Raw genomic sequence first — 18,444 nt, forward strand, 5'->3', positions numbered from 1 at the left:
CTAGCGCATTCCCGCCTTTGCGTGTAGAGGCCCGCGCCAAATGAACACCGCAACCGCCTCCCCTCCCCGCACCCTGCCCGACCAGAAGCGCGTCGGCATGGTCAGCCTCGGCTGCCCCAAGGCGCTGGTCGATTCCGAACGCATCCTCACCCGCCTGCGCGCCGATGGCTATGCGATCAGCCCCGATTACGCGGGCGCCGACGTCGTGCTGGTCAACACCTGCGGCTTTCTCGATTCCGCGAAGGAGGAAAGCCTCGCGGCGATCGGGGAGGCGATTTCAGAGAACGGCCGCGTCATCGTGACCGGCTGCATGGGCGAGGAAGCGGACGCGATCCGCGCCGCGCACCCGCAGGTGCTGGCGGTGACGGGTGCGCATCAATACGAACAGGTGGTGGACGCGGTACACACCCACGCCCCGCCGTCGCAGGGCCCGTTCGTCGACCTGATCCCGCAGCCCGACATCAAGCTGACGCCGCGCCATTACAGCTATCTGAAGATCTCCGAGGGCTGCAATCATTCCTGCGCGTTCTGCATCATCCCTCAGCTGCGCGGAAAGCTCGCCAGCCGGCGGATCGACGCGGTGCTGCGCGAGGCGGAAAAGCTGGTTGCGGCGGGGACGAAGGAACTGCTCGTCATCTCGCAGGACACGAGCGCCTATGGCGTCGATATCCGGCATGAACCGCGCATGTGGAAGGACCGCGAGGTGCGCGCGCACATGACCGATCTCGCGCGCGAACTGGGCGGGCTTCGCACTAACGAGGCCCGCGCACCCTGGGTGCGGCTGCATTATGTCTACCCCTACCCCCATGTCGACCATGTCATCCCGCTGATGGCCGAGGGGCTGCTTACCCCCTATCTCGACATCCCATTCCAGCACGCGAGCCCCCGGGTGCTCAAGCTGATGAAGCGCCCCGCCAACGAGGCCAAGGTGCTCGACCGGCTGAAAACCTGGCGCGAGACCTGCGCCGACATCGCGGTGCGCTCCTCCTTCGTGGTCGGCTTTCCGGGCGAGACCGAGGAGGATTTCGAATACCTCCTCGACTGGCTCGCCGAAGCGCAGCTCGACCGGGTCGGTGCGTTCCGGTTCGAGCCGGTGGAAGGCGCGGCGGCCAACGCCCTGCCCGATCCCCTGCCCGAAGAGGTCAAGGAGGAACGCTATTCCCGCCTGATGGAACTGACCGCCCGGATCAGCGCGGAAAAGCTTGCGGCCAAGGTCGGACGCACGCTCCCCGTCATCATCGACGAGGTGGGCGAGCCCGACGAGGACGGTGATATCGGCGCGACCGGCCGCAGCGAGGCCGACGCGCCCGAGATCGACGGCGCGGTCCACATGCGCGAGGTTCCCTCGGACCTTCGCGCCGGGCAGATCGTTGACGTGACAATCGAGGATTCCGACGAACACGACCTGTACGGCGTGATCGCCGCCTAGTCCCGGCTCGCAGGGCCACGTTGCCGCCTTCCCGGCGGTGGACTAGCATCCGAAGCGACAGGCGCTGCCGACAGCGCTGCAAGGAGGGCCAGTCTTGACCGAATTCGCCGCCGACCGGCTGCTTCTCTTCGGCGCCACCGGAGACCTTTCGCGGCGCAAGCTGCTGCCTTCGCTGTGCGCGCTCGACGCGGACGGACTGCTGCCTGAAAAGCTGCGGATCATCGGCACCGCCCGCACCGAAATGGATGATGCGGGTTTTCGCGACATGGCGCGAAAGGCGCTCGAGGAGCACCTGCCCGCCGAACGGCGTGGCGGGATGGCGGGCTTTCTCAACCGGCTCCACTACCAGCCGCTCGACGCCTCGACGCTCGAAGGGTTCGAGGATCTCGCCGAAAAGGTCGGCTCCATCGGCGAGGGCAGCGATACCGGCGTCGCCATTTTCCTATCGACCGCGCCAAGCCTGTTCGGCCCGACGATCGAGGGGCTGCGCCATGCCGGGCTCGCGGGCGAGAACGTGCGGATGTGCCTCGAAAAGCCGCTCGGTGACGATCTCGAATCGAGCCGCGCGATCAATGACGCGGTGGCGGACGCGTTTCCGGAGGAGCGGATCTTCCGGATCGACCATTATCTCGGCAAGGAGACGGTGCAGAACCTTCTCGCCCTGCGTTTCGCCAACATCCTGTTCGAACCGATCTGGAACGCGACCTATATCGACCACGTCCAGATCACGGTCGCCGAGACGGTGGGCCTTGAAGGCCGGGTCGATTTCTACGACGGCGCGGGCGCGCTGAGGGACATGGTGCAGAACCATATGCTGCAGCTCCTCAGCCTCGTCGCGATGGAGCCGCCGACCGGGTTCGGCCCGACCGCGATCCGCGATGAAAAGGTCAAGGTCCTGCGCGCGCTACGCCCGGTCAAGGCGGGGGAGACCGTCACCGGGCAGTATCGCGCCGGCGCGATCGGCGGCCAGGCCGTGCCCGGCTATGACGAGGAACTCGGCCGCGATTCCGACACCGAGACCTTCGTCGCGATCAAGGCGCATGTCGACAACTGGCGGTGGAAAGGCGTGCCCTTCTACCTGCGCACCGGCAAGCGCCTGCCCGAGCGCGTGACCGAAATCCTCGTCCAGTTTCGCTGCGTCCCCCATTCGATCTTCGAGGGCGCAGGAGGGCCGAGCCCGGTCGCGACCCATCCCAACCACCTCCTCATCGGTATCCAGCCCGAAGAGAACATCACCCTTGCCCTCATGGCGAAAGTCCCGGGTCTCGACGAGAACGGGGTCAGCCTGCGCGAAGTCCCGCTGGAGATCGCCATGCCCGACGCCTTTGTCGGCCAGTACCGCCGGATCGCCTACGAACGGCTGCTGCTCGACCTGATCAAGGGCGATCAGACCCTGTTCGTCCGCCGCGACGAGGTCGAGGCGCAATGGCACTGGATCGACGCGATCCGGGCCGAATGGAAGGCGGGCAACATGACCCCGCGCACCTACACCGCCGGAAGCTGGGGGCCGAGCGCGGCGATCGGTCTCATCGAACGCGACGGAGTGAGCTGGCATGAGTAAGCTCGACGACACAATCCACCGCGTCACGCAGCGCGTGATCGCGAATTCGAAGGACAGCCGCAGCGCCTATCTCGACCTGATGCGGCGCGAAGCCGACCGGCGGCCCGAACACAAGGACATCGCCTGTTCCAACCTCGCCCATGCCTTCGCCGGAGCGATGGAGGACCAGGAGGCGATGAAGAACCGCCGCGGGCCCAATATCGGCGTCGTCACCGCCTATAACGACATGCTTTCGGCCCACGCCCCCTATTACCGCTATCCCGAACGGCTCAAGCTCCATGCCCGCGAAGTCGGCGCGACGGCGCAGGTGGCGGGCGGGACGCCGGCGATGTGCGACGGCGTGACGCAGGGCGAAGACGGGATGGAGCTCTCGCTGTTCAGCCGCGACACAATCGCGCTGGCGACCGGGGTGGCGCTGTCGCACCAGATGTTCGACGGGGTCGCCTGCCTTGGCATCTGCGACAAGATCGTGCCGGGCCTGATGATCGGGGCGCTGCGTTTCGGCCACCTGCCGACGGTGTTCGTGCCCGGCGGCCCGATGCCCTCGGGCATCTCGAACGCTCAGAAGCAGGAAACGCGCCAGAAATATGCGAGCGGAGAGATCGGCCGCGACGAATTGCTCGAAAGCGAGCTCGGCAGCTATCATTCGCCCGGCACCTGCACCTTTTACGGCACGGCCAATTCGAACCAGATGATGATGGAGATGATGGGCCTCCACATTCCCGGCGCCGCTTTCGTCCAGCCGGGGACGAAGCTGCGCCAGGCGTTCGACCGGGCGGCGATCCACCGCCTTGCCGCGCTTTCGGGGACCACGCAGCGCACCCTCGCACAGGTCGTCGATGAAAAGGCGATCGTCAACGCGGTGATCGGCCTCCTCGCCACCGGCGGATCGACCAATCACGCGATCCACATCCCGGCGATGGCGCGTGCCGCGGGGATCCGCATCGACTGGAACGACATGGCCGAGCTCAGCCGCGTCGTGCCGCTCGTCGCGCGGGTCTATCCCAATGGCTCGGGCGACGTGAACCAGTTCCACGCTGCGGGCGGGATGGCCTATGTCGTGGGCGAACTGCTCGATGCCGGGCTCGCCCATGCGGACATCCTCACCGTGTGGGACGAAGGCTTTGCCGCCTATGCAAAGGAGCCGGTGCTGGAAGACGGCGCGCTCGGCTGGGCGGCAGTCGAGACGAGCCGCGACGAGACCATGCTGCGCCCCGTTTCCGACCCGTTCCAGAGCGATGGCGGGATGCGGCTCCTCACCGGCAATCTCGGGCGGGCCTGCTTCAAGAGCTCGGCGGTGGAGCGCGAGCGCTGGACCACCAAGGCGCCCGCACGCGTGTTCGAGGATCAGTCTGACGTTCTCGCCGCGTTCAAGGCCGGAGAACTCAACCGCGACGTGGTGGTGGTGGTGCGGTTCCAGGGGCCGCGCGCCAACGGAATGCCCGAACTCCACGCGCTCACCCCCTCGCTCGCGGTGCTCCAGAGCAGGGGCTACCGCGTCGCGCTGGTCACCGACGGGCGCATGTCGGGGGCGAGCGGCAAGGTCCCCGCCGCGATCCACCTGACGCCCGAGGCGAAGGGCGGAGGTCCGCTTGCCAGGGTGCGCGACGGGGATGTGATCAAGGTCTGCGCCGAGACGGGAGAACTCTCGGTCGATGCCGATCTCGAGGCGCGCGAACCGGCGCCCGACCGCGAGGCCGAATGGGGCGTCGGGCGCGAGCTTTTCCGGATGATGCAGGCCCATGCCGACGGGGCCGAGCAGGGTGCCTCGGCGATGCTCGCCAGCGCCGGGCTGTGATCGCGCCCGTTCCCGAAATCGCAGTCGCCGATATCGGCGGAACGCATGCCCGCTTCGCCCGCGCGCGCGTTGACCAGGCTGGGAGGGTCGCCCTTGGCGAACCGGTCGTGCTGCGCACCGGGGACTATCCCGATCTTCCCTCGGCATGGCGCGCCTTTCTCGAATGCGAGCCCGGCTTCGCGCCCGCAGGGGCCAGCTTTGCGCTCGCCGGGCCCGTGGGCGAAGGCCCCTTCAAGCTGACGAATGCCGACTGGAGCTTCGATCCGGACGCGCTGCCGCGCGAACTCGACGTTGAAGACGTCACCCTGCTCAACGATTTCGCCGCGATCGCCCATGCCGTCGCGGGATCGAGGCGCGAGGATCTGGCCCATCTCGCTGGGCCGCAAGAGCCTCTTCCCGATCATGGCACGGTGACTGTCATCGGCCCGGGCACCGGGCTCGGCATCGCCCATTTCCGCTGGCACGAAGGCCGCGCTCTGGTCCAGGCGACCGAGGGATCGCACATCGATTTCGCCCCCGTCTGCCCGCTCGACGACGCTATCCTCTCGGACCTGCGCACGAGGTTCGATCGGGTTTCGGTCGAGCGGGTCGTATCGGGCGCAGGGATCGCCCATATACAGGCCGCCATCGCCGCAAGCGAGGGCCGCGCGCCCGCCCTCGGCGATGACCTCGCGATCTGGAAGGCGGGCATGGCGGGCGAGGACGAACTCGCCGAGCGGGCCGTCGACCATTTCGTCGCCACGCTCGGCCGGATCGCGGGGGATTACGCACTCGCCCATGGCGCAAGCGCGGTGGTGATCGCCGGCGGGCTCGGCCAGCGCCTCCAACAGCACCTGTGCGCCCCGGCCTTTCACGAGGCCTTCATCGCCAAGGGACGCTATACCAAGTTGATGAAAGCCATTCCCCTTTCCCTCGTGCAGCATCCGCAGCCGGGACTGCTCGGAGCCGCCTTTGCGCACCTTGCAGGAAAGCCTGTAGGAAAAGCTGTAGGAAAGCGCCGTTAGGAAACCCCCGGGCGGCGTCCCTTCAGGGGACGCAACCTCGTTAGCCTCTGGCGGGTTCGCGGCTAACCCGGCATAATGCATCCATGACCGAGCCTGCCGCCGCGCGCGTTTTTCGCCTTGCCATCGCCCTCGGCCTTGCCGCTCTCGCGATCGGTGCGGGCCTTGCCGGCGCGCAGGAGCGGGGCGGGCAAGAAGCCGCCGACCGCGCGGCCGAGACCGCGAGCGACCTTCGCGACGCGGCCGGGAATATCCGCGCGATCGACCCCGACACGCTGGGCGAACCGCGCGCTCCCTCGCCGGCAAGCGCCGCAGCGAATCCGGGCGCCGCGCTCGCTCCGGGCGAAGTGCCCGAGGCGGACCTCCCGCCGCTTCAGGGCGGCGCGCAGATCGCCGGCATGGCAGAACGCGGGGCTGCAGCGCGCCTGACCGCGAACCCGGTCGTTCAGGCAGTCCCAGCCCCGCAATCCGACCCCGACCAGACCAGCGCCGGCGCCGGCTCCGGCTCCGGCTCCGACGATCCGTTCGTCATCAAGAGCATCCTGCCGATCGAGGGCTCGATCCGGTATGGCGAGTGGTTCTGGGACGAAAGCGCGGCGCCCGACAAGGGCACGCTCGTCATCACCGTCGATCTCGACGCGCGCGTCATCAGCGCTTTTCGAGACGGACACGAGATCGGCACCGCGGTTGCCCTGCTCGGCACGAGACGGCACCCGACCCCGACCGGCACGTTCCCGATCCTGACCAAGGAGAAGGACAACATCTCCGAGAAATACAACAACGCGCCGATGCCCTGGACGCTGCGGCTGACCTGGGACGGGATCGCGATCCACGGTTCGCCGGTCATCAACGGCTATGCCAGCCACGGCTGCATCGGCGTGCCCGATCCGTTCGCGAAGAAGCTGTTCGAAGCGGCAAGGCGCGGCGACAAGGTGGTGATCACGCGCGGGCGCTATATCGGCGTCGGGGACCGGATCCTGTTGTAGCTGGCCGGTGTGCCGGTCGGGTCGTCACGCGCCGCAGACCGCCCGCCCTGTCAGGCGACGGACAGGCTGGGACAAGACGTGGGGATCAGTCAATGCACCCTGCGCGCAGGCTCGGGGCGGAAGCGCCAGACCCGCATCTCGACACCGATCTTCTCGACCCGCTCGATCCCCGGCACGACCAGCACACCGCCAAGTGACGCATTCTCGCCCCGCCACAGCCGGTCGGCGGCGCGGCCCGCTTCGCTGCGGGTCACCTGCCCGCCCAGCTCTGCGACTATCCGGCGCACAGTCTCGACCTGGATAACGCGCGGGACATTGGCGTAATAGCGCCACACCGGACCATCCGGCCCTTCTCCCTCGCACAGCACCATCTCTTCCCAGTCGATTTGCGCATACCATTCGATCGCGCGCCATGCCTCGGCAAGGTGGCCCGCGCTCGCCGCGAGCGCATCAGGCGCGAGCCAATCGTTCTCCGCCAGATGGCGGCGCACCCGTGCACGGTCGAAAGCGAGGTCTTCATTGGTCGGGTCGCGCGCCGCTTCGAGCCCGCAGGCCTCCACGATCCCCTCGAGATCGGCCTTGCGCCAGCCGAGCAGCGGGCGAACGAGCGGGATGTCGGTGCCGGGAACCGTGCCATAGGCGCGCACGCCGGCAAGGCCCGAAAGCCCGCTCCCGCGCGCGAGGCGCATCAGCAGCGTTTCCGCCTGGTCGTCGGCATGATGCGCGGTGGCAAGCGCGCCGCAGCCGATGTCGCGCGCCCAGCGGGAAAGCGCAGCATAGCGCGCCTCGCGCGCGCGGGCCTGGAGATTGCCGCGCGGCACCGCGACCGCGAGCGGGCTGAACGGGATGCCGCGTTCCCGGCAGGCCGCCTCGACCAGCGCGACTTCGCCCGGCGCCTCGGCGCGCAGGCCATGATCGACGCTCGCCGCGGCGATCCCTCCCGGCAGCGCTTCATGCGCGAGCAGCAGCAGGGCGAGACTGTCCGGCCCGCCCGAAACCGCGAGGCCAAGCGGCCCTTCTCGGTCCTCCTCGGGCCAGAGCCGCGCGAGTTCCTCGTCGAAGCGAGCGATCAGATCGGGTGCGATGGTCCCGGCAATAGGCGCCTCCCCGCGGCCGGACGCCCGGCCGCTATTCGCAGGTCACCTTGCGGCGATTGCTTTCGTACTGGTCGGCCAGCCGCCCGCTCGCGATGGCGGGATAGGTCTCGCCGAATTCGGCGAGCGCGATGCATGCGCGGCGATCATCGCCCATCTCGATCATGCTTTGGGCAAGGTAGAGCAGGCTGTCGGGCGCGCGCCGGGCTGTGCGGTCGGCCTGGTAATTGCGCAGGAACCATCGTGCGGCCTCTTCGGCCATGCCATCGTCGAGGAACGCCCGGCCCAGCAGGTTGCGCCCAAAAGTGGTCAGAGGGTGATCGGGATAGGCTTCGACGAAGCTCGACAATTGCTGGCGCGCCTCGGGATAGAAGCCAGCATCCCACAGCCGGAAGCCATAGGTGTATTCGTCCTCGCCCGCATCGCCGGTATCGGGCTTGGTGATCGCCTGGACCGCGGCGAGCCGCTCGGGGCTGGGACCTGCGGTTTGGGGATTTGCCGTCTGCGGGCCTGCGGTTTGGGCGCCAGAGGTCCGGGTGCGGGCGGCGACGGACGTGCCCTCGGTGAGAGCTTCCGGCTCGATCCGCCGCTCGCGCGCACCCGCGTCGCCGTTCGTGCCTTGCGTGCGGCCGGTCATCGCCGCGAGATTGCTGTCGGTGGCCGCGTCCTCCGGCTGTGCTTCAACGCTCGACGCGGTCTCGAGCGCGGTGATGCGTTCATCGAGGCGAGAGAGCACATTGGTGTTCTCCTCGGTCAGGGAAGTGAGCCGCTGGAGCTGCAATTCGAGCGCATCGAGCCGGGCGAGGATATCGGTCAGCGCGCTGGTCGTCGCGCGGTCGGGCTGGCTCGGGGCCTGCTGTCCGCCGGTAATCTGCGGCTCGAAAAAGCGACCGTCGCCGCCGGGAAATACATTGCGCTGGAGCGCGCGGATCTCGGCCTCGATCTTGCGCAGGCGGGCTTCTTCCCCGGCGTCCTGCGCAAAGGAGGCGGCAGGCGTGGTCGCGAGCACGGCGGTCGCGGCGAAGGCGCCGATAAGGCGCCCGGACAGCCGGCCTGGTCGGCGGGTGAAGGGGACGGTTTTCATCGGCTGGCGGGCCTCCTTCTCTGGTTCTTTCCTCGCGCGGCCTGCGATTGCCGGGCGGGCCGCGGGCTTGCGCCCCCATGCGGGAGCGTTCCTGAATACACGCCGAATCTGTGCCTGCTGGATGGCTCCAAGTCGAGGGGCGACTCCAGCGAAACGGTGGGAAATCGGCCCGGTCGCCGCGCGATCAGTTGGCCGAGGGGCCTTCGTTTTCGCCCCGTGCAAGCAGGGCTCTTGCCGAAACCGGTTCGCCGCCCATCGTCTGCGGCCCCTCGGCGAGCGGGGGAACCTCGCGGCCGCCGATCGTTATCGCGAGCGCATCGGGGCGACCGGTATTGATGAGAGGTTCCTGCGCGCCCGCGGGCACCGTGAAGCTCTCGCCGCTTTCCATCTGCGCCTCGTAAAGCCGTTCGCCGCCGCGTTCGTAGAAGCGCACCCAGACCCCGTCCTCGAGCGCGGTGAAGACGACTTCGCCGGAAGGATCGGCAGGCGCCACGGCCGCAGCCGATCCCTCCTGCGCCGCAGCGAGTTCCGGCGCGGGATCGGCCGGCGGGGTGGGCGCGGCGGGCGCGCTGTCCTCGCGGGTGAGCGCGGGAAGATCCGCGCCCTGGCCGAAATAGGAGCTGGAGAAGGCGATCACGCCGACGATGAGCACGATCGCGGCGAGCGCGCCGAACCAGGTGAGCGCGGAGGAAGGCAGCTTAGCCGGGTCGCCGGGCTCCATCGCGCCTGCGCCGTGATGGCGCCGGTCCCTCTCGTCGGAAAGTTCGGAGCGGACCGCATCCGCGATCGCGCCTTCGTCGAGCCCGACGACGCGAGCGTAATTGCGGGCAAAGCCGATCGCATAGGTGCGCGAGGGCAGGGCTTCGAATTCGCCCGCCTCGATCACTTCGAGATGGTGCATCGGGATGCGGGTTTCGGCCGCGATATGCGAAAGGTCGAGCCGCTGACGCTCGCGAGCGGCACGCAGGGTCGGACCCGCCCCGGCGGGCTCGCCGCCGAAATCGGGCTCGGCATCGTCGGCGCGCGTATCGTCGCCGAACTCGCCGGTCTGTGTGTCGCTGGTCATGACCCGGTCCACGTCTTTGCGGTGTTATTGTCGAAAATGGTTCTTTTACCTTTCCAATCGGTCCTGCGCCCTGCTGTCAAGGATTCGCCACCCGCCAATCGCGCAGGCTGCCGCAGGCGCGCGGCAGACTGCCGAAAGCCGGCTCAATCGGTCTCGATTTCGCGCGCCGCGGCCCAGGCGGACAGCTCGGTTCGGATGTCGACCGCGGGATCGGCGAGCCAGCCATTGATCGCGGCGGACAGCTCGTCGAGGTCGATCTTGCGCACCAGTTCCTTGATCGGGCCGACGGCGGCCGGCGTGATCGAAAGGCGGCGAAAACCGATCCCGAGCAATGCCAGCGCTTCCAGCCTGCGCCCGCCCATTTCGCCGCACACGCCGACATCGACCCCGCTCCCTACGCTCGACTGGATGACGCGCCTGAGGAACCGCAGGATCGACGGGGACAACCAGTCATAGCGCTGGGCAAGCTTGGGATTGGCGCGGTCGGCGGCGAACAGGAACTGCGTGAGGTCGTTGGTGCCGACCGACAGGAAACTCAGTTTCGGCAGCAGCAGGTCGAGCACTTCGGCCAAGGCCGGCACTTCGAGCATGGCTCCGAAATGGATGCGTTCGGGCATCAGCTTCTTCTTGGCGCGCAGGAAGGCGAGCTGTTCGTCGAACACCGCCCTGGCCGCGTCGAATTCCCACACTTCGGAAACCATCGGGAACATGACGTAGAGCGCCCTTCCTCCCGCCGCTTCGAGCAGGGCGCGGGCCTGCGCCTTCATCAGGCCTTCGCGCTCTAGGGCAAGGCGCAGCGCGCGCCAGCCCATCGCCGGGTTCTCGTCGTTGCGGGCGATGTCGGAAGCGAGATAGGGCACCGACTTGTCCCCGCCGATATCGACCGTGCGGAAGATCACCGGCCTGTCGCCCGCCGCATCGAGCACGTCGCGGTAAAGCCGCGTCTGCCGCTCGCGCTGGGGCAGGGTGGCGGAGACGAGGAACTGGAATTCGGTGCGGAACAGCCCGACCCCGTCGGCACCCGTCATGGCGAGATTGCTCATGTCGTCGCGCAGGCCTGCATTCATCATCACCTGGATGCGCGTCCCGCAGCGGGTGAAAGGCTCGACATCGCGCAGGCTCGCATAGGCGGCCTGGCGTTCCTTCGACCGGGTGAAGCGCGCATGGAAGGCATCGGCGACCTGATTGAGCGGGCGCACGATCGCATTGCCGGCACTGGCGTCCAGCAGCACCTCGTCGCCTTCGCGGATCACGCCGCGCACGCTTTGCGCGCGGCCCAGCACCGGCACGCCCATCGCCCGCGCGACGATCACGACATGCGCAGTGAGCGAGCCTTCCTCGAGGATCACGCCCTTCAGGCGCCGCTTGTCGTACTCGAGCAGTTCGGCCGGCCCCAGATTGCGCGCAATCAGGATCGTGTCGCGCCGCAGCCCCTGCGAGGCCGCCGTCCCGAGCTGACCCGAAACGATCCGGATCAGCCGGTTGGCGAGGTCCTCCAGATCGTGCATCCGGTCGGCGAGCAGCGGATCGTCGATCTCGCGCATGCGCATGCGGGTGTGCTGCTGCACCCGCTCGATCGCGGCCTCCGCCGTCAGGCCTGAATCGATCGCCTCGTTGATGCGGCGCGACCAGCCTTCGTCATAGGCGAACATCTTGTAGGTCTCGAGCACCTCCTCGTGCTCGCCCCCGACGCCGAATTCTGCCTGGCCGGCGAGGTTGTCGATCTGCTCGCGCATCTTGTCGAAGGCGCGGTAGACCCGCTGACGCTCGGCCTCGATGTCCTCGGCCATAACCTGCGTGATCTGGACGCGCGGCTGGTGATAGACCGCCTGCCCCGCGCCCAGCCCCTTGACCATGGGAAGGCCGATGATCGTGGCGGGCGCGGTCTGTTCCTCGGTCAGGCCGCGCGCTTCCTCCTCGTCGACCAGTTCGGCATTGGCGATCAGTTCGGACAGGACCATGGCCGTCGTCTGCAGCGCCTCGATCTCGACGTCCTCGTAACGGCGCGGATCGACATGCTGGACGCACAGCACGCCGACCGCGCGCTCGCGATAGACGATCGGGACCCCGGCGAAGGAATGGAATTTGTCCTCGCCCGTTTCCGGGCGATAGAGAAAGTCGGGATGCGCCTTGGCCTCGGCGAGGTTGAGCGTTTCGATATTCGCCGCGATCGTGCCGGTCAGCCCCTCGCCCACCGCCATGCGGGTGACATGGACCGCGCTCTTGTTGAGGCCGCGCGTGGCGAAGAGTTCGAGCATGCCTTCGCGCAGCAGATAGATCGAGCAGACCTCGCTCGTCAGGCATTCGCCGATGATCTCGACCACGGCATCGAGCTTGCCCTGCGCGTGCATGCGCGAGGCCATGACCTCGGTCAGGCGAGTCAGGATCTGGCGGGCGGATGCGGCGGCTGTCATGGGCTTCACGCCCACGTCTACTGCGGAGCGGGCGCAAAAGCAAAGCGCCCGATCACGCGCCGCGCCGCGCCGGGCATGACGGCATGCGCAACGCGGCGCGGACAGCGCCGGGGCCGGGCGAACGCGCGCGAACTAGCGCGCGCGCCCGACCGGATCGGCCGGGTCAGCCGACAATCGTCGCGTCAACCGCGCGCGATTTCCTCCTTCAATCGGAGCTTTCGTTTCTTGAGGTCCTGGACTTTCGCAGCATCGGGCGCAGGCCGGGCCATCTCGTCGCGCAGGCGGGCTTCGAGGCCAGCATGCTTGGACTGGAGTGCCTGGACGTGCGAAGTGGAAGCTGCAGTTGCCATAGTCGATACCTCCTTCAAGTCGGGGGGCTGCCCCCGGGGAAGCGACTCGGACATTTGCGGCCGAGCCGCAGGTTTGAAGCAAACCACACCAAAGCTATCTTGCAAAGTCATCAGAATGCGTGAATCGGTGGCTGCGTGGCCCCGCGCGACAGATCGTTAATGCGATGCGCGCGATTTTGCGGGCCGACGGGGAAACGCTCCGGTGCGGCAGCGGGTTTTAAACAGGCGGACAGACGGAATGAACGAGGCGGAGCTGCGCAAGAGGCTCGAATTGCTGCGCACCGAACATCGCGATCTCGACGCGGCCATCGCCGCGCTGACCGAGGCTGGGGAGCGCACCGGCAGCGCCGACCAGCTCCAGATCGCGCGCCTGAAGAAGCGCAAGCTGCGCCTCAAGGACCAGATCGCGATCATCGAGGACGAATTGCTGCCCGATATCATCGCGTGATTTTTGCGCAGCCCATCCGGGCTGCGATTTCCTCGGCCCTGGCGGGCCTGCGGGCGGACGGTCGCCCTCGCGGACCTTAGGGCCGGACCAGCACGGCACACCCATTTTGTGCCAGGACTGAACCGGCGAGAACCAGCTGATCGGCGGCGCAGCCGCCGCAAGGCCGGCTGGCCGCCAAGAAAAATGTCCCGCGCCGGGACACATCGATCTTTTACCGGGAAAGTAACCATAGGCTTGTGGAGCTTCGCACATGGGCGTTCTAGCTCGTTGGGACTCATGGCCCGCACGACCGATCTCTCCCGCCCCATCATCGAGGCTCTTTACACCGAGGCGCTCGTCCTTGCCGACGAGGTCCGCGCGGTCTTCTCCGCCGGCACCCGCCCGGTCGAGCCCGCCGACCCGCTGAGCGGGGAAGGCGCAATGATCCGGCTCGCGCTTTCGACCGAGGGACTGAAGACGACGACACGCATGATGCATGTCCTCGCCTGGCTGCTCAATCAGCGCGCCTTTTTCTCGGGCGAACTCAGCGCTAGCCAGGTGCGCCGCCACGGAACGCTGCCGCCCGACCGCGATTCCGACGAACAAGCGCTCGCGCGGCTCGAACCGGAAACCCGTGCTCTGATCGAAGACACGGTCCTGCTCCACCGCCGCATCGCGCGCCTCGACGAGGCGTGGCGACAGGATTTCGCGGTTCAATCGCCCGCGCGCGCATTCCAGCAGCGCATCGGGCGCGAACTGGGCTGAAGCCCGGCTTTCAGGCCGCCGCCAGCGCCTTGCGCCAGCGGGCCAGCCGTTCCTCGCGCACTTCGTCGACCATGACCGGTTCGAAACGGGTGAGATCGCCCTGCATCGCCGCGGCCGCGCCTGCGAGGTCGGGATAGAGTCCCGCCCCCGTCGCCGCCAGCATCGCCGCGCCGAGCGCGGTGGTCTCGACGAAGCCGGGACGCTCGACCGGCATCGCCAGCATGTCGGCGAGGTCCTGCGCCATCCAGTCGTTCGCCGCCATGCCGCCATCGATGCGCAGGCCTGCCCAGGCGGTCCCGTCGGCGGCGAAGGCCTGCGCGAGGTCCCAGGTCTGGTGCGCCATCGCCTCAAGGGCGGCCCGGGCAAGCTCGGCCTTGCCGCTCGCGAAGCTCAGCCCGGCGATCACGCCCCGCGCATCGGCCCGCCAGTGCGGCGCGCCGAGCCCGGCGAGCGCGGGCACGATCGTCACCCCGCCGCTGTCGGGGATCGAGCGGGCGAGCGCCTCGGTCTCCTCGGCCACATCGACGATGCCGAGCGAATCGCGCAGCCACTGGACGAGGCTCCCCGCGACAAAGACAGAGCCTTCGATGGCATAGGTGCGCTGCCCGAGGATCTGGGTCAGCACCGTCGACAAAAGGCGGTGCGTCGAACGCGGCACCTCGCTGCCCTGGTTGGTCAGGATGAAGGCGCCGGTACCATACGTCGCCTTGGTCTGGCCGGGCGAAAGGCAGGCCTGCCCGATCGTCGCCGCCTGCTGATCACCCGCGCAACCGGTGATCGCGATCGGCCCGCCGAACAGGCGAGGATCCGTGCGGCCAAGTTCGCCCGCCATGTCGATCACCTGCGGCAGCGCGGCGCGGGGCACGCCGAATAGATCGCACAGCCCTTCGTCGAATTGCTGCGCGTCGAGCTCCATCAGCAATGTGCGGCTGGCATTGCTCGCATCGGTGACGTGCCGCGCGCCGCCGGTAAGCTTGAACAAAAGCCAGCTGTCGACCGTGCCGAATGCGAGCGTTCCGGCCTCGGCGGCGGCTCTCACCTCGGCCACGTTGTCGAGCATCCAGCGCATCTTCGTGCCTGAGAAATAGGGGTCGAGCACGAGCCCGGTGCGGCGCTGCACCTCCTGCTCGCGGCCCGCCTCGCGCAGTTCCATGCAAAGCGGTTCGGTCCGCCGGTCCTGCCAAACGATGGCGCGGGTCAGCGGCTCGCCCGTGTCGCGGTCCCAGGCCACGACCGTCTCGCGCTGGTTGGTGATGCCCAGCCCGGCGATCATCGCCGCGCCGCCCGCATGGGGGATGACCTCGCGCGCGCAGGCAAGCGTCCTGTCCCAGATTTCACCCGCATCGTGTTCGACCCAGCCGCCTTTCGGGTAATGCTGGGTCAGTTCGGCCTGGGAACTCGCCACCAGCACGCCGTCGCTTGCGAACAGCATGGCGCGCGTCGATGTAGTTCCTTCGTCGAGCACGAGGATATAGTCGCTCATCGTCTCCCCTTCCGGCGCTTGCCCGCCACTCCCTAACGCTCGCCCCGCCTGCAAGTCGAGAGGCCGCGCGCCGCTGCTCCACCGCCGCTCCCCCTCGACAGGGCGGGCGCGCGCCGCCATATCCGCAGCCATGGCCCAGATACCCCCCAAGCCCTGGCCCACCGGCGAGGCCGAGCAACTCGAACCGCTGGTGCGCCGCGTGCTCGCCCCGAACCCGTCGCCCTACACCTATACCGGCACGCAGACCTATGTGGTGGGGCAGAGCGAGGGGCCGGACTGCGCGGTCATAGATCCCGGCCCGGCGCAAGAGGCGCATTTGGACGCGATCGAGGCGGCGGTCGACGGACGCCGCATCCTTGCGATCATGTGCACCCACACGCACCGCGACCACTCGCCCGCCGCAGCGCCGCTGGCCCGGCGCACCGGGGCGCCGATCGTTGGCTGCTCGCCGCTGGTGATGTCGACCGAAATGCCGCGCCTCGACGAGAGCTTCGACACGACCTACGCGCCCGACCGCGTGCTGGAGGACGGGGAGGCGATGACGGGCACCGGCTGGACGCTGACGGCCGTCGCGACGCCCGGTCATACCTCGAACCACCTGTGCTTCGCCCTGGAAGAGAGCGGCGCGCTGTTCACCGGAGACCACGTGATGGGCTGGTCGACCAGCGTCGTCGTCCCGCCCGACGGCGACATGGGCGCATACCTGGCGAGCCTCGATAAACTGCTCGCGCGCGAGGACAGCGTCTATCACTCCGCGCACGGGGCGGCGATCACGAAGCCGCGCCAATTGGTGCGCGGGATGATCGGCCACCGCCGCCAGCGCGAGAACCAGATCCTGCGCCTGCTGGGCGAAGAGGCCCGCGCGGTCGGCGAATTCATCCCGGCAATGTACAAGGGGCTCGACCAACGCCTCGTACCCGCCGCCGAAATGAGCGTGACGGCGCATCTCATCGACCTCGAACGCCGCGGCCTGGTCGCGCGCGGCGAAGAGGCGGGCGTCGAAATCTGGCGCGGGGCGTAAGAAGCCGGTAACTTCCTCTCCGCCGGGTCGCACCAGCATGTGAGTCGCGCGAGGCCGCGCGGGGGGAGGATCGCATGGCAACCACGGCACCGCGCGCCGCGCCGGCAGAAAACACGCGCTTCTTCACGATCATGGCGTTCCTCATGTCGGGGGTGATCGTCACCGGGTTCACCCTGCAGGTCGCGCTCGGCCGTTCGACCTTCGCGGTGCCATGGCCCTATCACGTCCACGGGGCGATCTTCATGGGTTGGATTGCGCTCTACCTTGCGCAGCACGTGTCGATCGCATCGGGCCAGCGCGCGCTGCATGCCCGGATCGGCCGGATCGCCTATGCCTATGTTCCGATCATGGTGGCGGCGGGCGTGCTAATCATGGTGACCGTCGCGAGGCGCACCGGGGCGCCGTTCTTTTTCGCGGCGAACGAATTTGTCGTCAGCAATCTCGCGCTGCTCTTGTGTTTCGGCGCCCTCGCATGGTGGGCACTGAAGGCGCGGCGCTACAGCGGCTGGCACCGCCGGCTCATGCTGGTGGCGATGGCGGTGCTGACCGGGCCGGGCCTTGGTCGGCTGCTGCCGCTCCCGCTGCTGATCCCGAACGCATGGGTCATCACGATCTGCACGACCTTCTTTTTCCCGCTCGTCGGCATGGCCGCGGACATCAGGGCGACGGGCCGGGTACATCCGGCCTATCTGTGGGGTGTGGGCGTCTATGCCGCTGTCTTCGCGGCTTCGATGGCGCTCGCCTATACGCCGCTCGGATATGCCTTCACCGAATGGATGATCGCCGGGACCGCGGGGGCGCAGCGGCCGATGGAAGCGTTCCTTCCGCCCGGCTTTGCGATGTGATCGGTCTTTTCCGAAAACGCTCGAAAATCGCGCGTCGCGCCCTATATCGGCGCCAAGTAAATCAACGGGGTTCGTCAATGAGCATCGCCACCAAAGTTCCAACCGGCAAGGACCTGCTCGCCGAGATCGACCGGCTGCGCAAGGAGCGCAACGCCGTCATCCTCGCGCATTATTACCAGACCGCCGATATTCAGGACATCGCGGATTTCGTCGGCGACAGCCTCGAACTCTCGCGCAAAGCGGCTGATACCGATGCCGACGTGATCGCGTTCTGCGGGGTCAAGTTCATGGCCGACACGGCCAAGATCCTGTCCCCTGAAAAGACCGTGATCCTGCCCGACATGGACGCAGGGTGCAGTCTCGAGGATTCCTGCCCGCCGGAGAAGTTCCGCGCCTTCCGCGAAGCCCATCCCGACCACATCGCGCTCACCTACATCAACTGCTCGACCGAGGTGAAGGCGCTGTCGGACATCATCGTGACCTCTTCCAGCGCGGAAACGATCCTGCAGCAGATCCCCAAGGACCAGAAGATCATTTTCGGCCCCGACCGGCATCTGGGCGGCTGGCTGTCGCGCAAGTTCGACCGCGAGATGCTGCTGTGGCCGGGCGTGTGCATCGTTCACGAAGCCTTCTCCGAGACGGAGCTGTTGAAGCTCAAGGAACAGCACCCCGGCGCTCCGATCGCGGCGCACCCGGAATGCCCGCCGACGATCCTCGACCATGCCGACCATGTCGGCTCGACCTCCTCGATCCTCAAATTCGCGCAGGAATTCGAAGGCGACACGCTGATCGTCGCGACCGAGCCGCATATCATCCACCAGATGGAAAAGGCGCTGCCGAACAAGAATTTCATCGGCGCGCCGGGCGCGGACGGCAATTGCGCCTGCAACATCTGCCCGTACATGGCGCTCAACACGATGGAAAAGCTCTACGTCGCCCTGCGCGACCTGGAACCGCGCATCGAGATCGACGAGGACATCCGCCTCAAGGCCAAGCGCAGCCTCGACCGGATGCTCGAGATGGCGAGCGGCACGGTGGGCAAGGGCGATCTCGGCCGGGTCGAGATAGAGGAAATGCCGAAAGGCGAAGTGCCGAGCGGGGACTGACCCTGGACGCTCCC

The 18,444-nt window shown here is 67.8% G+C and carries 16 protein-coding genes; 10 read left to right on the forward strand and 6 right to left on the reverse strand.

The window, feature by feature from the left end; genetic code table 11:
• Nucleotides 1-40 precede the first annotated feature (40 nt).
• The 5 genes from rimO to Ga0102493_RS12785 all read left to right on the forward strand — a co-directional run bounded on the left by rimO (nt 41) and on the right by Ga0102493_RS12785 (nt 6,775).
• Nucleotides 41-1,429 (forward strand): 30S ribosomal protein S12 methylthiotransferase RimO, encoded by a 1,389-nt coding sequence (rimO, locus tag Ga0102493_RS12765; protein ID WP_034903160.1) that lies wholly within the window; start codon nt 41-43, stop codon nt 1,427-1,429.
• Between the two features lie 94 nt (nt 1,430-1,523).
• Nucleotides 1,524-2,990: a glucose-6-phosphate dehydrogenase gene (gene zwf / locus Ga0102493_RS12770; RefSeq protein ID WP_034903159.1), complete on the forward strand. Its 1,467-nt coding sequence runs from the start codon at nt 1,524-1,526 to the stop codon at nt 2,988-2,990.
• Nucleotides 2,983-4,788 carry a phosphogluconate dehydratase gene (edd, locus tag Ga0102493_RS12775; RefSeq protein ID WP_034903158.1) on the forward strand — a complete coding sequence of 602 codons (1,806 nt, stop codon included), beginning with the start codon at nt 2,983-2,985 and terminating at the stop codon, nt 4,786-4,788. Before zwf ends, edd begins: the two co-directional genes overlap by 8 nt.
• Entirely contained in the window at nt 4,785-5,792 is a 1,008-nt protein-coding gene (locus Ga0102493_RS12780) for a glucokinase (protein WP_236922227.1), read from the forward strand. The genes edd and Ga0102493_RS12780 overlap by 4 nt, the downstream gene beginning before the upstream one ends.
• Nucleotides 5,793-5,875: 83 nt before the next feature.
• Nucleotides 5,876-6,775: a L,D-transpeptidase family protein gene (locus tag Ga0102493_RS12785; protein ID WP_034903157.1), complete on the forward strand. Its 900-nt coding sequence runs from the start codon at nt 5,876-5,878 to the stop codon at nt 6,773-6,775.
• 89 nt (nt 6,776-6,864) lie between these two features.
• Here the strand turns inward: Ga0102493_RS12785 and tilS are convergent, their stop codons facing one another.
• From tilS to Ga0102493_RS12810, 5 genes are all read right to left on the reverse strand, one after another.
• Nucleotides 6,865-7,746: a tRNA lysidine(34) synthetase TilS gene (tilS, locus tag Ga0102493_RS12790; protein ID WP_418251668.1), complete on the reverse strand. Its 882-nt coding sequence runs from the start codon at nt 7,744-7,746 to the stop codon at nt 6,865-6,867.
• Nucleotides 7,747-7,903: 157 nt separating this feature from the next.
• Nucleotides 7,904-8,953 (reverse strand): tetratricopeptide repeat protein, encoded by a 1,050-nt coding sequence (locus Ga0102493_RS12795; RefSeq protein WP_051697878.1) that lies wholly within the window; start codon nt 8,951-8,953, stop codon nt 7,904-7,906.
• A 184-nt stretch (nt 8,954-9,137) separates the two neighbouring features.
• Nucleotides 9,138-10,019: a helix-turn-helix domain-containing protein gene (locus Ga0102493_RS12800; RefSeq protein ID WP_051697876.1), complete on the reverse strand. Its 882-nt coding sequence runs from the start codon at nt 10,017-10,019 to the stop codon at nt 9,138-9,140.
• Between the two features lie 143 nt (nt 10,020-10,162).
• The gene (gene ptsP, locus Ga0102493_RS12805) at nt 10,163-12,433 is read right to left on the reverse strand and encodes a phosphoenolpyruvate--protein phosphotransferase (RefSeq protein ID WP_034903153.1); all 2,271 of its coding nucleotides are present in this window, start codon (nt 12,431-12,433) and stop codon (nt 10,163-10,165) included.
• A 182-nt stretch (nt 12,434-12,615) separates the two neighbouring features.
• The gene (locus Ga0102493_RS12810; RefSeq protein WP_081845639.1) at nt 12,616-12,783 is read right to left on the reverse strand and encodes a YdcH family protein; all 168 of its coding nucleotides are present in this window, start codon (nt 12,781-12,783) and stop codon (nt 12,616-12,618) included.
• 238 nt (nt 12,784-13,021) lie between these two features.
• On the opposite strand from Ga0102493_RS12810, the gene Ga0102493_RS12815 reads away from it, so the two are divergent.
• The gene (locus Ga0102493_RS12815) at nt 13,022-13,231 is read left to right on the forward strand and encodes a YdcH family protein (RefSeq protein WP_034903141.1); all 210 of its coding nucleotides are present in this window, start codon (nt 13,022-13,024) and stop codon (nt 13,229-13,231) included.
• Nucleotides 13,232-13,507: 276 nt separating this feature from the next.
• Nucleotides 13,508-13,975: a DUF1465 family protein gene (locus Ga0102493_RS12820; protein WP_034903138.1), complete on the forward strand. Its 468-nt coding sequence runs from the start codon at nt 13,508-13,510 to the stop codon at nt 13,973-13,975.
• Between the two features lie 10 nt (nt 13,976-13,985).
• On the opposite strand, the gene glpK is transcribed toward Ga0102493_RS12820, so the two are convergent.
• The gene (gene glpK, locus Ga0102493_RS12825; protein WP_034903135.1) at nt 13,986-15,458 is read right to left on the reverse strand and encodes a glycerol kinase GlpK; all 1,473 of its coding nucleotides are present in this window, start codon (nt 15,456-15,458) and stop codon (nt 13,986-13,988) included.
• Between the two features lie 130 nt (nt 15,459-15,588).
• Here glpK and Ga0102493_RS12830 point away from each other — a divergent pair, with 130 nt between their 5' ends.
• The 3 genes from Ga0102493_RS12830 to nadA all read left to right on the forward strand — a co-directional run bounded on the left by Ga0102493_RS12830 (nt 15,589) and on the right by nadA (nt 18,430).
• Nucleotides 15,589-16,479, forward strand: coding sequence for an MBL fold metallo-hydrolase (locus tag Ga0102493_RS12830; RefSeq protein WP_034903133.1), 891 nt, complete (start codon nt 15,589-15,591; stop codon nt 16,477-16,479).
• Between the two features lie 74 nt (nt 16,480-16,553).
• On the forward strand, nt 16,554-17,324 hold the full coding sequence (locus tag Ga0102493_RS12835) for a hypothetical protein (RefSeq protein ID WP_051697875.1): 771 nt from the start codon (nt 16,554-16,556) through the stop codon (nt 17,322-17,324).
• A 77-nt stretch (nt 17,325-17,401) separates the two neighbouring features.
• The gene (gene nadA / locus Ga0102493_RS12840) at nt 17,402-18,430 is read left to right on the forward strand and encodes a quinolinate synthase NadA (RefSeq protein ID WP_034903127.1); all 1,029 of its coding nucleotides are present in this window, start codon (nt 17,402-17,404) and stop codon (nt 18,428-18,430) included.
• Nucleotides 18,431-18,444: the final 14 nt, after the last annotated feature.

Origin of the sequence: Erythrobacter litoralis, assembly GCF_001719165.1 — a bacterium.
Taxonomy (GTDB): Bacteria; Pseudomonadota; Alphaproteobacteria; order Sphingomonadales; family Sphingomonadaceae; genus Erythrobacter; species Erythrobacter litoralis.